The organism is Christiangramia sabulilitoris (assembly GCF_007050985.1).
Classification (GTDB): Bacteria; Bacteroidota; Bacteroidia; order Flavobacteriales; family Flavobacteriaceae; genus Christiangramia; species Christiangramia sabulilitoris.
The window spans coordinates 571,071-587,188 of record NZ_VHSF01000002.1; the positions used below are offsets into that span (position 1 = coordinate 571,071).

Annotated in this window: 15 protein-coding genes; 11 read left to right on the top strand and 4 right to left on the bottom strand. The window is 38.5% G+C overall.

Going from position 1 to position 16,118, the window contains the following annotated elements; translation table 11 throughout:
- The first annotated feature begins 20 nt into the window (after positions 1-20).
- On the top strand, positions 21-1,004 hold the full coding sequence (locus FGM01_RS09120) for a D-alanine--D-alanine ligase (protein ID WP_143410865.1): 984 nt from the start codon (positions 21-23) through the stop codon (positions 1,002-1,004).
- 36 nt (positions 1,005-1,040) lie between these two features.
- Positions 1,041-1,496 (top strand): pantetheine-phosphate adenylyltransferase, encoded by a 456-nt coding sequence (gene coaD / locus FGM01_RS09125; RefSeq protein ID WP_143410866.1) that lies wholly within the window; start codon positions 1,041-1,043, stop codon positions 1,494-1,496.
- A 193-nt stretch (positions 1,497-1,689) separates the two neighbouring features.
- Here the strand turns inward: coaD and FGM01_RS09130 are convergent, their stop codons facing one another.
- A complete protein-coding gene (locus tag FGM01_RS09130; RefSeq protein WP_243735784.1) occupies positions 1,690-3,981 on the bottom strand; it encodes a TonB-dependent receptor domain-containing protein in 2,292 nt (763 codons plus the stop codon).
- Between the two features lie 177 nt (positions 3,982-4,158).
- On the opposite strand from FGM01_RS09130, the gene FGM01_RS09135 reads away from it, so the two are divergent.
- Complete coding sequence (locus FGM01_RS09135; RefSeq protein ID WP_143410867.1) at positions 4,159-5,910, top strand: M14 family metallopeptidase; 1,752 nt, start codon at positions 4,159-4,161, stop codon at positions 5,908-5,910.
- On the opposite strand, the gene FGM01_RS09140 is transcribed toward FGM01_RS09135, so the two are convergent.
- Positions 5,878-6,501 (bottom strand): NUDIX hydrolase, encoded by a 624-nt coding sequence (locus FGM01_RS09140; RefSeq protein WP_143410868.1) that lies wholly within the window; start codon positions 6,499-6,501, stop codon positions 5,878-5,880. The two genes, FGM01_RS09135 and FGM01_RS09140, sit on opposite strands and share 33 nt — an antisense overlap.
- Before the next feature lie 8 nt (positions 6,502-6,509).
- On the opposite strand from FGM01_RS09140, the gene pyrE reads away from it, so the two are divergent.
- Positions 6,510-7,151 (top strand): orotate phosphoribosyltransferase, encoded by a 642-nt coding sequence (gene pyrE, locus FGM01_RS09145; RefSeq protein WP_143410869.1) that lies wholly within the window; start codon positions 6,510-6,512, stop codon positions 7,149-7,151.
- A 2-nt stretch (positions 7,152-7,153) separates the two neighbouring features.
- The gene (locus tag FGM01_RS09150) at positions 7,154-7,546 is read left to right on the top strand and encodes an SRPBCC family protein (protein WP_143410870.1); all 393 of its coding nucleotides are present in this window, start codon (positions 7,154-7,156) and stop codon (positions 7,544-7,546) included.
- 49 nt (positions 7,547-7,595) lie between these two features.
- Here FGM01_RS09150 and FGM01_RS09155 read toward each other — a convergent pair whose 3' ends face one another.
- On the bottom strand, positions 7,596-8,327 hold the full coding sequence (locus FGM01_RS09155) for a biotin--[acetyl-CoA-carboxylase] ligase (RefSeq protein WP_143410871.1): 732 nt from the start codon (positions 8,325-8,327) through the stop codon (positions 7,596-7,598).
- A 92-nt stretch (positions 8,328-8,419) separates the two neighbouring features.
- Here FGM01_RS09155 and rsfS point away from each other — a divergent pair, with 92 nt between their 5' ends.
- The 6 genes from rsfS to FGM01_RS09185 all read left to right on the top strand — a co-directional run bounded on the left by rsfS (position 8,420) and on the right by FGM01_RS09185 (position 13,345).
- Entirely contained in the window at positions 8,420-8,791 is a 372-nt protein-coding gene (gene rsfS / locus FGM01_RS09160; protein ID WP_143410872.1) for a ribosome silencing factor, read from the top strand.
- A gap of 24 nt (positions 8,792-8,815) precedes the next feature.
- Positions 8,816-10,870, top strand: a complete 2,055-nt coding sequence (gene ftsH, locus FGM01_RS09165) for an ATP-dependent zinc metalloprotease FtsH (RefSeq protein WP_143410873.1) — start codon at positions 8,816-8,818, stop codon at positions 10,868-10,870.
- Positions 10,871-10,966: 96 nt separating this feature from the next.
- Complete coding sequence (locus FGM01_RS09170) at positions 10,967-11,578, top strand: LUD domain-containing protein (protein ID WP_143410874.1); 612 nt, start codon at positions 10,967-10,969, stop codon at positions 11,576-11,578.
- A 3-nt stretch (positions 11,579-11,581) separates the two neighbouring features.
- Complete coding sequence (locus FGM01_RS09175; RefSeq protein WP_143410875.1) at positions 11,582-12,418, top strand: phosphatidate cytidylyltransferase; 837 nt, start codon at positions 11,582-11,584, stop codon at positions 12,416-12,418.
- The gene (locus tag FGM01_RS09180) at positions 12,408-13,064 is read left to right on the top strand and encodes a phosphatidylserine decarboxylase family protein (RefSeq protein ID WP_143410876.1); all 657 of its coding nucleotides are present in this window, start codon (positions 12,408-12,410) and stop codon (positions 13,062-13,064) included. Before FGM01_RS09175 ends, FGM01_RS09180 begins: the two co-directional genes overlap by 11 nt.
- A gap of 8 nt (positions 13,065-13,072) precedes the next feature.
- Positions 13,073-13,345, top strand: a complete 273-nt coding sequence (locus FGM01_RS09185) for an acyl-CoA-binding protein (RefSeq protein WP_166435208.1) — start codon at positions 13,073-13,075, stop codon at positions 13,343-13,345.
- Positions 13,346-13,418: 73 nt separating this feature from the next.
- Here the strand turns inward: FGM01_RS09185 and FGM01_RS09190 are convergent, their stop codons facing one another.
- Positions 13,419-16,049, bottom strand: a complete 2,631-nt coding sequence (locus FGM01_RS09190) for a valine--tRNA ligase (protein ID WP_143410878.1) — start codon at positions 16,047-16,049, stop codon at positions 13,419-13,421.
- Positions 16,050-16,118 lie beyond the last annotated feature (69 nt).

Genomic DNA, 16,118 nt, shown 5'->3' on the forward strand with positions numbered 1-16,118 from the left:
TCTAACCGGATATATTGAATATGAAGAAAAAGATCGCCATCGCCATGGGCGGATATTCCAGTGAATATCGCATTTCTATTAACAGCGGAAACATAGTGTATAAACATCTTGACCGTAATCTTTACGAGCCTTACCGGGTTCATATTTTACAGGGAGAATGGTTTGTTGTAACAGAGGATGATACTCCGTACCCTATCAATAAGAGCAATTTTACTGTTAAGATCAACGATGAGGTCATACAGTTTGATTGTGTTTTTAATACTATTCACGGTACTCCCGGTGAGAATGGATTATTGCAGGCTTACCTGGAATTGATCGGTATCCCGCAAACCAGCTGCGATTATTATCAATCGGCCCTCACCTTTAACAAAAGAGATCTTATTAGTGTTCTGAGACCTTATGGCATAAAGGCAGCTACCAATTATTTCCTGAATAAAGATGAGGAAATCAATCCTAAGGATATAGTGGAAAAGGTTGGCTTGCCTTGTTTTGTCAAAGCGAACCGTGCAGGCAGTAGTTTTGGGGTCACGAAAGTTAAGACCGAAGAGGAGATCATCCCGGCAGCAAAAACCGCATTTACTGAAGATACTGAAGCTATTATCGAATCTTTCCTGGATGGAACTGAAGTTTCTGTTGGTGTTATTACCTATAATGGTGAAGTTATGGCCTTGCCGGTAACAGAGATTGTTCCCGATGGCGAATTCTTCGATTATGCCGCAAAATATCTCGGAAAGTCACAGGAGATCACCCCGGCACGAATTTCAGAAGAGGATTCTAAAAAGGTCCAGGATATTGCGGTCATGATCTACAAAAAATTGAAGATGAAAGGTTTCTCAAGATCTGAGTTCATTTTCCATGAGGGCGAACCTCATTTTATTGAAATGAATACCAACCCCGGAATTAGCCAGGCCAGCATTTTACCTCAGCAAGCTGAAAAAGCCGGGATAAGTTTAAAAGATCTTTTTGGAAGTGCCGTGGAAGCTGCTTTAGCACAAAATTTATAATTAACTTATACCTAATAACTAAACAAAAACCGCCAGATGAAAATAGCTGTTTTCCCTGGATCCTTTGATCCGCTAACTTTAGGACATACCGATATTATAGACCGTGCCCTGCCGTTATTTGATAAAATCATCCTGGCTATAGGAACAAACTCGAGCAAGAAATATATGTTCGGCCTTGAAGAGAGATTGCATTTCCTCAAGGAAACCTATAAGAATGAAACTAAAATTGAAGTAGATACTTATAAGGGTCTCACGGTAGAATACTGCAAATCTAAAAATGCCGGTTTTATTTTAAGAGGGCTAAGAAATGCTCAGGATCTTGAATTTGAAAAAGCTATTGGACAGACTAACTACAAAATGGCCGGGGTAGAAAGTGTTTTTCTTATCTCAAGTTCGGGCAAGGCGCATATTTCTTCAACGGTGGTTCGGGATGTAATGCATCACAATGGCAACTATGAGTTCATGGTACCAGATGTGGTAAGGAAGAAGTGATTTTTCATCCTCATCCTGTACTTGATTCAGAATCTCAAATCCAGGTTCTGAAAGTTTAAAATCTGTAAACTTTCGCTAAATAACAATTGAAAACTTTTACTTAAAAAATAGACCCTGAAATAAATTCAGGGTGACAATCTGTTTTTTATTGAATTTCAGCATCCCTTGAGATTCCCTAATTCGTTCAGTGTGACTATAAATTAAGATCCAGCCTTATTCCTCCAAAGAAATTCCTTGGATTTCCCGGGTAATAATAGCGTGGAGCTGAACCTCCAAAACCTATAGCATTGGTCACAATACTGGAGGCATACCTCTCATCCAGAACATTATTGCATCCCAAATTAAAATGAAGATCTGCTTTGGCACTTAATTTCCAGCTATAGTCCAGCCTTAGGTTCAGAAGCTGATAAGGATCGGTATATCCGGAATTAGCATCGTTCAAAGCCATTCTTCCAAAAGCCTGGTAATTTATATTTAGAGATAGGCTCCTGAAAATAATTTCTGTTCCGGGAGATACCATATAATGGGGAATACCCGGCAAAGTATTTCCTGAATAGTTTTCTCCAAGATCCACAAAACGATCAAACTCGAAATAGTTGAAATTTGAATTCAGGAAAAATTTTAAATTCAGATCGGGAAATATTCTGGTTTGATATGCTGAACTGAATTCGATGCCGTTATGGTCTGCTTTTCCGGCATTAACCCCTACAAATTGGTCCTGCCCAACTCTTCTGGCGACAAGCATGTTACGAATCTGTATAGAATAAAGGTTCAACTCGGTATAAAGTTTATTATTCAGCCAGTTTCCCTTAAACCCGCTTTCATAATTCCAGCCCGTTTCCGTTTTCAGGTCGGTATTAATTAATCCTTCCGGGGTCAGGGTTTCTGCTACAGTTGGTGTGGAAAAACCATGACTTGCAGATGCATAGAAATTTCTGCCGGCAAAAGCTTCATAGCTTAAACCTAACCTGGGAGAGATCACCGCATTGAATCTATAATCACCAGACTGGTTCAGGTTGTCTGTATTGAACCTGTCTTCCAGGACATACCGGGTGGAATTAAAATTCAGACCCGCTTCCAGCAGTAATTTTGAAGTAAGTTCTGAATTTATCTGGGCAAAAGCATTTACATAATTCCTATCCTGCTCATTGAAGCTTAACCGATCTCCCTGAACACTTCTCCTTTCTTCAGCCTGCTCATACAGGTTTTCGTAGGTTGAAGTTTCATAAAATTCTAACATAGTTTCAGCTCCAAAACTTAATTCTGATGGCTTACCAAAAACTTCGGTTTGAAAATTGAATCTGGTGCGAGCTCCCAGCGATCTTCTAACCTCATCCAGAATATTAAAAGGCCTGGGTTCATATCCATCCCTGGAATTATAAAAAACAGAAGTCGTGTTTTTTAACCTGGTTGAAAATTTATGTTCATATGAAATTCCCAGGATATTTTTATCGTAAGATTCATAACCGGCGGCCTTATTCCATGTAAATGCTGCTTTTTCTGGGTCATTCCGAAAATCATTTTCGTTCAGGGAACTGGGAATAAAAGCCTTTAGATTAGTATAAGAGAAAAAGAAGGTCCAATAATTGCCAGATTTATTGATTAACCCCGCAGAACCTAGAAATGAAATCCTGTCGTATTCCCCATTTTGCCGGTATCCATTGCTTTGAACCTGATTATAATTCAAAGAGACATCCAGGCTGTCTTTTACAAAACTTAGGTTTGCACGGGTCTTTCTTGTATTAAAGCTACCATAACTATAATTTGCTGAGACCGATTTTTGCTTTTTTTGATTCTGCTTAGTATAAAGATTGATCGAACCACCAAGACCTGCTCCAAAAACTGATGAGACTGGCCCTTTAAAAATTTCGATCCTATCCAGATATTCCGGGTCAAAATCATCCAGGGTCACCTCTCCTTCAGTAGTCGTTAGAGGAATACCATTAATATAAGCCTTGATACGATTGGTGCTGTACTGCGATCTTGCTCCAATACCGCGAATATTGATCTTATTTGTATTGAGTGCTCCCTGGCTCACAAATACACCGGGCACATAATTAAAATTTTGTACCAAATTAAAATTATCACTTCTTTCCAGATCGTTTTCAGATATAAGACCTACCGATGCTGGGATTTCTCTAATCGTTTGAGGTATATTAGAACCTCTTACAATGACTTCAGAAAGCTGTGAAAATTCTCTCTGAAGGAAAATATTCCTCAGTTGTACTCTTTCCTGAAAGCTCTTGATTAAAAGTAAGTAGCCTATTTTTTTAAATTCAATTTCAAGCGGAAATTCAATTTTCTCAAATTCAAATTTACCTTCGGAATTGGTGATACTGGTTTTCCCCGAAATCAGATCTTTTACTTCTACATTCTCAAGAGGTTTACCAGTATTTGCATCTAAAACTTTCCCTTCGAATTCCTGGGCATAAGCGGAGATTCCAATAATATGAACAATAAAAAGCAGGAATAGTGATTTTTTCAAAATCTGAGCATTTATGTCGCAATTTTAACCAAAAAATAGGGGATTGAAAGACTTTTCAGGGATTAATAAAGGGTTTTAGCTTAGTTTCGCTAACATTAAGTCCCGAGATAAGCCATTTGATTTTGGCTGCTTTCAGACTTTTTAAGTAAGTTTACGGCGATATTTTTAGAAAATTTTATGAAAAAACTGTGGTTGGCAATAGGGATAGTAGTTAGCCTTTCTGCCTGTGATTTTTCAAAATATAAACTGGTTAAAGAGTATGATTTCGAAACCCGGTTTGAGAAATCGGGAGGAACTGAAACCGGCACTTATGCTGAAGTCATTTCCTTTTACGAACAACTCGCGGATGCCTACCCCTCCATCAGCATTGAAGAATTTGGAGAAACAGATGCCGGTCTTCCTTTGCATCTTGTCACCTATAATGGAAACGAGGAGAAAGACCTCGAAAAATTACGCAAATCTCACAGCGTAATCCTTATAAACAACGGGATACATCCCGGAGAGAGTGATGGTATCGATGCAACCATGATGCTCTTTAGAGATATGGCTTTGGATTCTGTCAGGTCTCCTAAAAATACCCTGGTCGCCACAATTCCAATTTATAATGTTGGAGGGGCTTTAAACAGGAACTCTACAACCAGGACTAACCAAAACGGACCTAAAGAATATGGTTTTCGTGGAAATGCCAGGAATTATGACCTTAACCGGGATTTTATAAAAGCTGACACCAAGAACGCCCAAACTTTTTACGAGATATTCCATTATTTAAATCCAGACGTTTTCATTGACAACCATGTAAGTAACGGGGCCGATTATCAATATACCCTGACACACCTATTTACCCAACATGACAAATTAGGAGGTAATCTTGGAGATTATCTTCAGAAAAAAATGATGCCGGCCCTGGAAGACTCTCTTAAAGCTAAAGACTGGGACATTACTCCCTATGTAAATGTCTTTAATCAGGTTCCTGAAGATGGGTTTTCCCAATTCATGGATTATCCGCGATACTCAACTGGTTATGCCGCATTATGGAATACTTTAGGCATGATGGTGGAAACCCATATGCTAAAACCCTATGATAAGAGGGTAATGGGAACTTATGAACTAATGAAGTCAATGATCAGGATCACTGATTCTGAAAGCACGATCATCAAAGACCTGAGAAACCAGGCCAGGCGTAAATATCTTACAGACAGAAGCTATAACCTCAATTTCGAGGTAGACAAAGAAAACCCTACTTCAAGAGAATTTAAAGGCTATAAAGCCGAAAAAATTACCAGCAATATAACCGGCAGGGAAAGACTCAAATATGATCGAGAAGAGGCTTTTACCGAAGAAATAGATTATTACGATAATTATAAGGTAAGCCAGGAGATCGAAATTCCCCGGGCCTATATTATACCGCAGGGTTGGTGGCAGGTTTTAAACCGCCTAAAAATGAACAACATCAAAATGGAAACTCTGGATAGAGATACCATCATCCAGGTGGAAGTTTATAAGATCGAAGATTATAAAACTACCGAAACTGCTTATGAAGGCCATTATCTGCACCAGGATACCAAGGTTTCGAAATCTGTACAGAAAATAAATTTCAGAAAAGGAGACTTTTTGATCACAACTTTTCAGGATGGAGCGCGATATCTTATAGAAACTTTAGAGCCGACCGCGGTGGATTCATTTTTTAACTGGAATTTCTTTGATACCGTCCTACAGCAAAAAGAAGGCTTTTCGCCATACGTTTTTGAAGATATCGCACAAAGAATGCTTGAAGAGGATACGCAGTTAAAAAAGGAATTCGAGGAAAAGAAACTTAAGGATTCAGGATTTAACGAAGATTGGTACGCACAGCTGGAATGGCTTCATAAAAGATCTGAGAATTACGAAGCAGCACATTTACGCTACCCGGTCTTCAGACTTCCCCGCTAAATACTTTTCAGGAAATAACATTTTAATATTGGCGTAGGATTTTTTGAGGGCTTTCTGGCTTTTCTCATAGTTCTTCCATTTCACCTTTTTAATGCCTTCACTATGCTCGGGAACAAGGTCGCCATCGAATTCGGTATACATTTCATACCAGTATGTTTCCTTGAGACGAAGCTTTCCCTTTCTTTTAAAAACATGATACGTCCGGGTAATAAACCTGGTAATTTCCAGATCCCTTACTCCGGTCTCCTCTTCAACTTCACGAATAGCTGACTCTTCAATGCTTTCATTTTTTTCTGTCTTCCCTTTTGGAAGATCCCAGCGATTATTTCTATAGATAAAAAGGATTTCTTTCTTATCGTTTACCACCATTCCTCCAGCAGCTACAACTACTTTCATTTTTTTGAAAAGGAATTTAAGAAGTTTGGTTTCATCTGGATGATATAAATTCACATAAAGCAATTCCCCAATGAGAATTTTCTTGATAACCTTTTTGAGACGAACTGACTTTAACGGGAAAGTGGTATAGTTTTCCCCAATTTCTTTCTTTGTTGAAACAATTATGGGAATATCATTCACAAAAACTTTATACATTTGCAGCTATGATTTTGAATAAAGAAACAGCAAAAAAGACTGCTGAGCTTTTGTTGCAAATTAAAGCAATAAAATTAGAACCACAAGAACCCTTCACCTGGGCTAGCGGTTGGAAGTCGCCAATATATTGCGATAACAGGATCATTCTTTCCTATCCAATGATTAGGAACTATGTACGGGAGAATTTCGCCAGGCAGATCGAGGAAGAATACGGTAAGCCAGATGTGATCGCTGCAGTTGCTACCGGAGCTATAGGAATAGGTATGCTGGTTGCAGAATATCTCAGTCTTCCTTTCGCCTATGTAAGGCCAGAACCTAAAGGGCATGGCAGACAGAACCAAATTGAAGGAAACCTGGAATATGGCCAGAGCGTTGTGGTTATAGAAGACTTAATTAGCACAGGTAACAGTAGCTTAAATGCCGTAAAGGCTTTGAAAGAAGCAGGAGCCCATGTCAAAGGAATGTTTGCAATTTTCACTTATGGATTTGATACTTCGGTGAAAAACTTTGAAGAACATCATATTAATCTGCATACGTTAAGTGATTACGAAAACCTTATAGAAACAGCCCAGAATACAAATTATATAAATACAGAAGAGGCGGCGATCCTGCGCAAATGGAGAGAGAATCCTGCCCACTGGAAACCATAAAGATGAAATTAGAAAGCCCAAAAGTAACCGCCGGAAGAAATCAACAGGAATTATTTGAATTTCTTACCAATGTGGAGAATTACGAAAAGATCATGCCTAGCAGTAAGGAGAAATTCGTTGTAACATCTGATGATACTTTCCTTTTTCAATTGAAGGGAATGCCGGAAATCAAATTAAAAATAGTAGAAACCAAGGAGCCGGAATTAGTGGTACTTGGGTCAACATCAGATAAATTTCCTTTCACCCTGAATACCCATATCGCAGATGCAGGAGAAGGGAAAAGCGAAGTAAATATGGATTTCGAAGGTAAATTTAATCCTATGATGAGTATGATGATCAAAGGACCACTTAAGAAATTCATAACAGCCCTTACCGAGAATATTGGGAAATTATAATTAGCCCTGAAATAAGAATATAAGCCGGATCCTTTCCGGCTTTTTTTATTTAGTACAGAAGCTTCAACTCTTTAAGGTCGTAAGTTTTGAATACTGAATCTTCAATTTCCAGCCTTAATTTACCTGCTGCAGTCACACCACGAATAATCCCGTTAAAATGTTCCCCCGCTGCAGAAGCAAAACTGGAAACCTCATTTAAGCGAAACATATTTTGCTCATACTCAGCTAATACCTCACCAGATACCCTGTAAGGTAATTCCTCCAAATTTGCTTCAATTTGAATTACCAGTTTTTCCAGTATTTCATCCAGATCGAAATGTTTATTGGAAACAGATTTTAAAGAACCAGCCTGTGGAAGATCATTAAATTCTGTTTGATTTACATTTAGTCCAATTCCAATAATACTTGCCACAATCCCTTCGGTCTTTACAATATTTTCTATAAGGATACCTCCAATCTTCCGTTTTGCTGACAGAATGTCGTTAGGCCATTTTACCTTTAAATCAGCGATTTCAAGAGATTTCAAGACCTCCAGAACCGCCATCGACACAGAGGCACTTAATAAAAAATGCTTTGAAATTTCAAGCTTGGTTTGTGGGTAGAGAATACTGAAGGTTAGGTTCTCACCTGCCTTTGTCACCCAGTCTGAACCTCGTTGACCACGGCCTGCCGTTTGGGTTATTGCTCTTACACATACAGGATCAAAATTTTTTCCACCCTCATAAAACTTCCGAACAAAGGAATTCGTACTGTCAATGGCATCAACTTTGATTATACGCATATAAAAGTATAAGAGATAAGGCGTTAATTCTTCTGCAAACAATCTCTTTAAAAGAGCAAAAAATGATAAATTTGCGTAAATAAATTAATTTAATGTCGAAAAAGGAAATAAACAGCGATCAACTTATTGCACATATTATTAAAGGGATAGAGGAAGTTAAGGGTAATGATATTGATATCCTGGACCTTAGAGAAATAGAAAATACAGTTTGTGATTACTTCATAATTTGCAACGGTACTTCCAATACACAGGTTAATGCCATAGTCAATTCCATACAAAAAACAGTTAGTAAAAACCTTAAAGATAAACCCTGGCATATTGAAGGTAGTGACAATGCCGAATGGGTACTTATGGATTACGTGAATGTAGTAGTACACGTATTCCAGAAGCATATCAGGGAATTTTACGATATTGAAAGCCTATGGGGTGATGCGAAGATCACTTCCATAGAAACCAGTTATTAAATCCAAATCATTTAGAACGACATAATGGCGAATCAAAAACCGAAGAAAAAATTAGATCCCAAAAAACCTAAATTCAGTGCCTACTGGATTTATGCGGCGATCATCATTATATTTTTAGGCCTTAATCTTTTTGGAGATGGTGGGTTCTCTGAGCCTGCCAAAACAAATCCGGCAGAATTCAAGGATTATCTGAGCAACGGTGATATAGAGAAAGTTGAGATCATTAACCGTAATCAAGCCAGAGTTTATCTTACCAGCGAAGCCAAGGAAAAAGAGATCCATAAGAAAAATATCGAACCTGGATTTTTGTCAACGGGTGACTCTCCAACCTATACTTTCCAATTTGGGGATCTCCAGAATTTCGAGAATGATATTAATGAGATAAAAAAGGAAAACAATCTTAATACAGTGGTTACCTATGACACCTCGAGTGATGTTATAGGGGAACTTTTCTGGGCATTGCTTCCCTTTATCCTAATCATTGGTGTCTGGATCTTTATAATGCGTAAAATGAGTTCAGGAGCCGGCGGTGGTGCGGGCGGACAGATTTTTAACATTGGTAAATCCAAAGCAAAATTATTCGATCAGAATACAGATGTAAAAACATCTTTTAAGGATGTTGCAGGACTGGAAGGCGCTAAAGAAGAAGTACAGGAAATAGTTGACTTTTTAAAACAGCCTGAAAAATATACCGCTCTTGGTGGGAAAATCCCAAAAGGAGCATTACTGGTAGGACCTCCGGGAACTGGTAAAACATTACTTGCAAAAGCTGTTGCCGGGGAAGCTAAAGTTCCTTTCTTCTCATTATCAGGATCAGATTTTGTTGAAATGTTCGTAGGGGTTGGTGCTTCCAGAGTACGTGACCTTTTTAAACAGGCTAAAGAGAAGTCTCCTTCGATCATATTTATCGATGAGATCGATGCGATTGGTAGAGCTAGAGGTAAAAGTAATTTCTCCGGATCTAATGATGAGCGTGAGAATACTTTAAACCAGTTATTAACCGAAATGGACGGTTTTGGCACCAATACCAATGTAATTGTAATCGCGGCTACCAACCGTGCAGATGTACTTGATAAGGCATTAATGCGTGCTGGTCGTTTTGACAGACAGATCTATGTTGACCTGCCAGACCTTAATGAGAGAAAAGAAATTTTTGAAGTTCATCTAGGTCCGCTTAAAAAAGTTGCCGATGAATTAGATACCGAATTTTTAGCGAAGCAAACTCCGGGATTCTCGGGGGCAGATATCGCTAATGTTTGTAATGAAGCTGCTCTTATCGCTGCCAGAAAAGGCAATAAAGCTGTTGGGAAGCAAGATTTCCTTGATGCTGTAGATCGTATTGTAGGTGGTTTGGAGAAGAAGAACAAAATTATTACTCCTTCAGAAAAGAAAGCCATTGCTTTTCATGAAGCCGGTCATGCTACAGTTAGCTGGATGCTGGAACATGCAGCTCCATTGGTCAAGGTTACTATCGTACCCCGTGGGCAATCTCTTGGTGCGGCCTGGTATTTACCTGAAGAACGACTTATTGTTAGGCCAGAACAGATGCTGGATGAGATGTGTGCTGCCTTAGGTGGACGTGCTGCTGAAAAAGTAATCTTTAATAAGATCTCTACCGGCGCACTTAGTGACCTGGAAAAAGTTACTAAGCAGGCCCGAGCTATGGTTACCATTTATGGTCTTAATGACGCAGTAGGGAATATTACTTATTATGATTCCTCAGGACAGAGCGAATATAATTTCACCAAACCTTATAGTGAAAAGACTTCTGAACTTATAGATAAGGAAATATCGAATCTTATTGAGGAGCAGTATAAACGTGCTATAGACCTCCTGGAACATAACAAGGATAAACTAAGCCAGTTAGCTGAAATTCTTCTGGATAAAGAAGTTATCTTTAAGGATGACCTTGAAAAGATCTTTGGAAAACGCCCTTTTGATAAGGAAATAGCAGAAACTAAACCTGTAAAGAAAAAGAATTCTTTACCTGTAGAAAATGGTCAGGACATTAAATCTTCTGATGGAAAAGATACAGACGAAGAAGGAGAATTAACTGAAAACGATTCGGTTAATAAGTAGTGTAGAAGTCGAAGTAAAAAATCTGAAATTAAACAATGGTTAATTTCAGATTTTTTAACTTTGATAAATTGACTGTAAGAATCACACCCAAACCCTATGAATCTATTCAAAAGGTTTCTTAATCCCAAATCTAAAGCCGATCAGGAGCAGGAAGCTCCGGAGAAAGCAGATAGAGGGAAATATATGCCGGAGGTAAAACTACCTACCGACGAGCGTTTTATGCTCAACTTTAAGAATAATGGGGGTAAATTCTTATACTGCGTGGATGATTCTGAGATCCGGGAAGCATTTGACAATATTCTGATGGAAAATGACTGGTATGAGAAACAATGTTGTTGCTTCGATGAAAAACTGATTAGCAAATTCAAAGGTTTCAACCTTGCTTTCAACAAATCGGCAGATGCTGAATTTTATCTTTCAACCTGTGAGTTTCTGGTAGCCAATGACGGTTCTATATTAATTTCTTCCAATCAGATAAAGGAGAGAAAACTTCACGAACTTCCCGCAAATTTTATTATCCTCGCCTCTACAAGTCAGTTAATTGACACGATTGGAGAAGGCTTAAGAGGCATCAAATTTAAAAACAAACAGCAGATCCCTTCCAATATTACCACGATTAAAAATTTTGAAACCCAAAAAGAAGGTGATTTCATGACTTATGGAAGTAGTACAAAAAACTTATATTTGCTGCTGCTGGAAGATCTGTAATTTATGAGGGAAACCATTATTCGTGCTGTTTCGGGATTATTGTATACCGCTATACTGGTTGCTTCAATCCTGTCTTCCGAAATCATATTCATAATTCTTTTTTATCTGTTAAGTCTGGTCTGCCTGGTGGAGATGCAAAAACTTCTAAGGCTTAAAAGCTATGCGCTATATATTGTACAGGCGCTATTCTTTTATCTTTTCAGCTTTTTAAAATTCAATCAGGATGCTACCATCCTGCTTCTTTTTATTACCATTTTCGTCAATTTATTTCTGGTAAAAGACCTTATTGTGGTGAAGAAGATCCCGGTCTTCGAAAAGAAGAAGTATATCATTATTATCTTTTATCTAATTTCCTCAACCATATTTCTCACCCTTATTCCAACAATTGAGGGGGTATTCATTCCAAAACTGGTTATAGGCATATTCTTCCTTATCTGGACGAATGACACCTTCGCCTACCTGGTGGGAAAGAATTTCGGTAAACGAAAATTATATGAAAAGATCTCACCTAATAAGACTATAGAAGGCTTTTTGGGAGGGCTTATCTTTAGTTTACTCATGGCATATGCTATCTGGTATTACAGCCCTTATTTACCCGCAAGTATCTCTGAACACAGTCGCTTTAACACGCCATTGATCTGGTTAGGCATGGCTATAATACTTAGTATTTTTGGTACGTTAGGAGATTTAATACAATCTAAATTCAAGCGACAGGCAGGAGTAAAAGATAGCGGAAAATTAATGCCAGGGCACGGGGGATTGTTTGATAGACTAGATAGTATTATCTTTGCAAGCCCATTTATTTATGCCTATTTATATATATTAAATTATGTTTCATAAAGAAGGATACAAGATAATGACGGTTACTGCGATCATTTTGATCGCAATTAACATGATAAGCTATAATTTAATAGATACCTACTGGATTAAATTTGCCATTCTGGTATTATCCATCCTGTTTTTTCTATTGATAATCCAGTTTTTCAGAAACCCAAAGAGAGCCGCAGTCCACAATAATGAGCACATAGTTTCTCCCGTAGATGGAAAGGTTGTAGCCATTGAAGAGGTTTACGAAAAGGAATACTTTAAGGACAAGAGACTTCAGATCTCCATTTTCATGTCACCTATCAATGTACACGTAACCCGTCATCCTGTTGGTGGAAAAGTGACCTATAGCAAATATCACCCCGGTAAGTTCCTTGTTGCGTGGCATCCAAAATCCAGCGAAGAGAATGAAAGAACAACGGTGGTGGTCAAAAATGAAGTGGCTGGTGAAATCCTATACCGCCAGATAGCCGGAGCACTGGCTAAAAGAATTGTAAATTATGCCGAAGTAGATACCGAAGTTGTTCAGGGAAGCGACAGTGGCTTTATAAAATTTGGTAGCCGTGTAGATGTGTTTGTTCCAATTGGAACAAAAGTGAAGGTTGAGATTAACCAAAAAGTAAAAGGTGCAGTTAGCGTGATCGCTGATGTAGCCTCATAATTAATATTATGGCAGAAGAAAATTCAAAATTTCTAAAGGCCTATGACATGGCAAGCAATACTGCGCAGCAGTTTCCGCCAGATGTGCTTTTACATTTTTACGCCCTTTATAAACGAGCGACAGAGAGAAATGGATTTTATATTCCTCCAACCAATGAAGGAGATCTTAGAAGCGCGTTTAAGATCAATGCCCTGGTACAGGTTAAAAACCTTAGCAAGGAAGAAGCTATGAATCGCTATATATCAATGGTCGAACAATATATTGGAGAGATCCCTGAGTAAAACTGAGGAAATTTCCATAAAAAAAAGAGGACTTGCTGTCCTCTTTTTTATGTCTTAACTATTTCAAGCTATATTAATTTAAACTTTTCAAGCTGGCCTTAAGGGCTTCTATTTTCGCCTCAGCATCGGCTTTTTTGGTTTTTTCCACCTCCACTACTTTTTCCGGGGCATTGTTTACAAAGCGCTCGTTAGAAAGTTTCTTATCTACAGTTTTTAAAAAGCCTTCAGTATAACTTAGTTCTTCCTGAATTTTCTTCTTTTCGGCATCAACGTCAATAGCTCCCACAATCGGTATAAAATATTCGTTTGATCTTACTCTAAAGGAAAGAGCTCCATCTACAGAACCATCCACATATTCAAGAGTTCCAACATTCCCCATTTTTACAATTACAGAATCAAATGTCTTTGAAGTATTCTCATTATTAAGAACGCTAAGATCTATTTCATTCTTGAAGGAAATATTCTTGTCTTTTCTAATTTTTCTTACACCAGCAATAACATCAGCCGCGTGAGAGAATTCTTTTATGATCTTTTCATCATAATCCAACTCTTCCGGCCAACGGGAAATAATCAAGGCCTCTTCAGGTGTCCGGGTAGTTATCTCCTGCCATATCTCTTCGGTTACAAAAGGCATAAAAGGATGTAGTATTTTGAGATTGTCTTCAAGAATATCGATGATCTCGTCAAAAGTCTTTTTATCCATTGGCTGACCGTAAGCCGGTTTTACCATTTCCAGAAACCAGCTACAGTAATCATCCCAGATCAATTTATAGGTTGCCATCAAAGCATCGCTTATCCTGTATTTAGAATAATGATCTTCGATCTCTCTAACAGTCATTTGAAACTTAGCCTTATACCAGTCTATAGCCATTCTTGCGGTCTCCGGCTGACTGATCTCCTCTGATATCTCCCAACCCTTTACAAGTTTAAAGGCATTCCATATCTTATTGGTAAAGCCGCTTCCCTGCTTACAAAGGTCTTCATCAAACATAAGATCATTTCCAGCAGGTGAACTCAAAAGCATACCTACCCGAACTCCGTCTGCACCGTACTGCTCAATAAGCAACAAAGGATCTGGAGAGTTCCCTAACGATTTTGACATTTTTCGTCTTTGCTTATCCCGAACTATACCCGTTAGATAAACATTTTTGAAAGGTCGTTCCCCCCTGTATTCATATCCGGCCATAATCATCCTGGCCACCCAGAAAAAAAGAATTTCCGGAGCGGTTACAAGATCATTGGTAGGATAGTAATATTGAATTTCTTTATTTTCCGGCTCAAGAATACCATTGAAGACACTCATAGGCCATAGCCAGGAGGAAAACCAGGTATCCAGCACATCCTTATCCTGAGTAAGATCTGATGCCTGTAAATCATCATTCCCACTTGCTTTTCTGGCTTCAGCTAAAGCCTCTTCCCCAGATGTCGCTACTACAAAATCGTTTTTCCCGGACCCATAGTAATAAGCTGGAATTTGATGTCCCCACCATAATTGACGGGATATATTCCAATCTCTTACATTCTCCATCCAGTGACGGTAGGTATTCAGGAATTTTTCCGGAACAAGATTAATATCATCTCCAATAACGGCGGCCAGTGCAGGCTCTGCCATTTCCTTCATTTTCAAAAACCATTGATCACTGAGTTTAGGTTCTATAACTGCCCCGGTACGTTCACTGGTTCCAACCTTGTTTAAGTGATCTTCCACCTTGTCCAGAAAACCGGAAAGTTCAAGCTCTTCAACTATTTCAGCACGAACTACAAATCGATCTTTACCTTCATAATGAAGCCCGTAATGATTCAGTGTAGCATCATCATTAAAAATGTCTATAACATCCAGAATGTGCTTATCCCCTAAATTCTTATCATTTTCGTCATGTGCCGGGGTTACCTTAAGACAACCTGTACCAAATTCCATATCCACGTATTCATCCTCAATAATGGGAATTGTACGGTTACAAATAGGCACGATCGCTTTTTTACCTTTAAGGTGCTCAAACCTTTCATCATTAGGGTTAATACAAATTGCCGTATCACCTAAAATAGTCTCTGGTCTGGTAGTGGCAATCGTTAGATCCTCATTGGTTCCATCGATCTTATATTTAAGGTAATAGAGCTTACCATTTCTTTCTTCATAATTCACCTCTTCATCAGAAAGGGTGGTCTTTGCCTGGGGATCCCAGTTTACCATGCGGTAACCGCGGTAAACAAGGCCTTTCTTATAAAGATCAACAAAAACCTTTATTACAGATTCAGACATATCATCATCCATGGTGAATTTGGTTCTGTCCCAATCACATGAAGCACCTAGGGTTTTTAACTGTTGTAAAATAATTCCACCGTGCTTGTGTGTCCAGTCCCACGCGTGTTGTAGAAATTCCTCACGGGTAAGATCATTTTTATCTATTCCCTCAGATTTTAATTTTGCAACCACTTTTGCTTCAGTAGCAATAGAAGCGTGATCTGTCCCCGGCACCCAACAGGCATTATAGCCTTTTAACCTTGCTCTTCTAACCAGTACATCCTGAATAGTATTATTCAGCATATGCCCCATATGAAGAACTCCGGTGACGTTAGGCGGAGGGATCACGATAGTATAAGGCTCCCGTTCATCTACACTGGAATGAAAATATTTGTTCTTCATCCAGTAGTCGTACCACTTATCCTCTACTTTTTTCGCATTGTATTGTGAAGCAATTGCCATTTCTTGGTCTGATTTTTGAAATAATGGCAAAAGTAATTATTAATGAAGGATTATGAAAGCTGCTGAAAT

Excerpts from the sequence above, each read along its gene's own strand:
- FGM01_RS09120 (WP_143410865.1), top strand. The coding sequence starts at position 21 with ATGAAGAAAAAGATCGCCATCGCCATGGGCGGATATTCCAGTGAATAT.
- coaD (WP_143410866.1), top strand. The coding sequence starts at position 1,041 with ATGAAAATAGCTGTTTTCCCTGGATCCTTTGATCCGCTAACTTTAGGA.
- FGM01_RS09135 (WP_143410867.1), top strand. The coding sequence starts at position 4,159 with ATGAAAAAACTGTGGTTGGCAATAGGGATAGTAGTTAGCCTTTCTGCC.
- FGM01_RS09140 (WP_143410868.1), bottom strand. The coding sequence starts at position 6,501 with ATGTATAAAGTTTTTGTGAATGATATTCCCATAATTGTTTCAACAAAG.
- pyrE (WP_143410869.1), top strand. The coding sequence starts at position 6,510 with ATGATTTTGAATAAAGAAACAGCAAAAAAGACTGCTGAGCTTTTGTTG.
- FGM01_RS09150 (WP_143410870.1), top strand. The coding sequence starts at position 7,154 with ATGAAATTAGAAAGCCCAAAAGTAACCGCCGGAAGAAATCAACAGGAA.
- FGM01_RS09155 (WP_143410871.1), bottom strand. The coding sequence starts at position 8,327 with ATGCGTATAATCAAAGTTGATGCCATTGACAGTACGAATTCCTTTGTT.
- rsfS (WP_143410872.1), top strand. The coding sequence starts at position 8,420 with ATGTCGAAAAAGGAAATAAACAGCGATCAACTTATTGCACATATTATT.
- ftsH (WP_143410873.1), top strand. The coding sequence starts at position 8,816 with ATGGCGAATCAAAAACCGAAGAAAAAATTAGATCCCAAAAAACCTAAA.
- FGM01_RS09170 (WP_143410874.1), top strand. The coding sequence starts at position 10,967 with ATGAATCTATTCAAAAGGTTTCTTAATCCCAAATCTAAAGCCGATCAG.
- FGM01_RS09175 (WP_143410875.1), top strand. The coding sequence starts at position 11,582 with ATGAGGGAAACCATTATTCGTGCTGTTTCGGGATTATTGTATACCGCT.
- FGM01_RS09180 (WP_143410876.1), top strand. The coding sequence starts at position 12,408 with ATGTTTCATAAAGAAGGATACAAGATAATGACGGTTACTGCGATCATT.
- FGM01_RS09185 (WP_166435208.1), top strand. The coding sequence starts at position 13,073 with ATGGCAGAAGAAAATTCAAAATTTCTAAAGGCCTATGACATGGCAAGC.
- FGM01_RS09190 (WP_143410878.1), bottom strand. The coding sequence starts at position 16,049 with ATGGCAATTGCTTCACAATACAATGCGAAAAAAGTAGAGGATAAGTGG.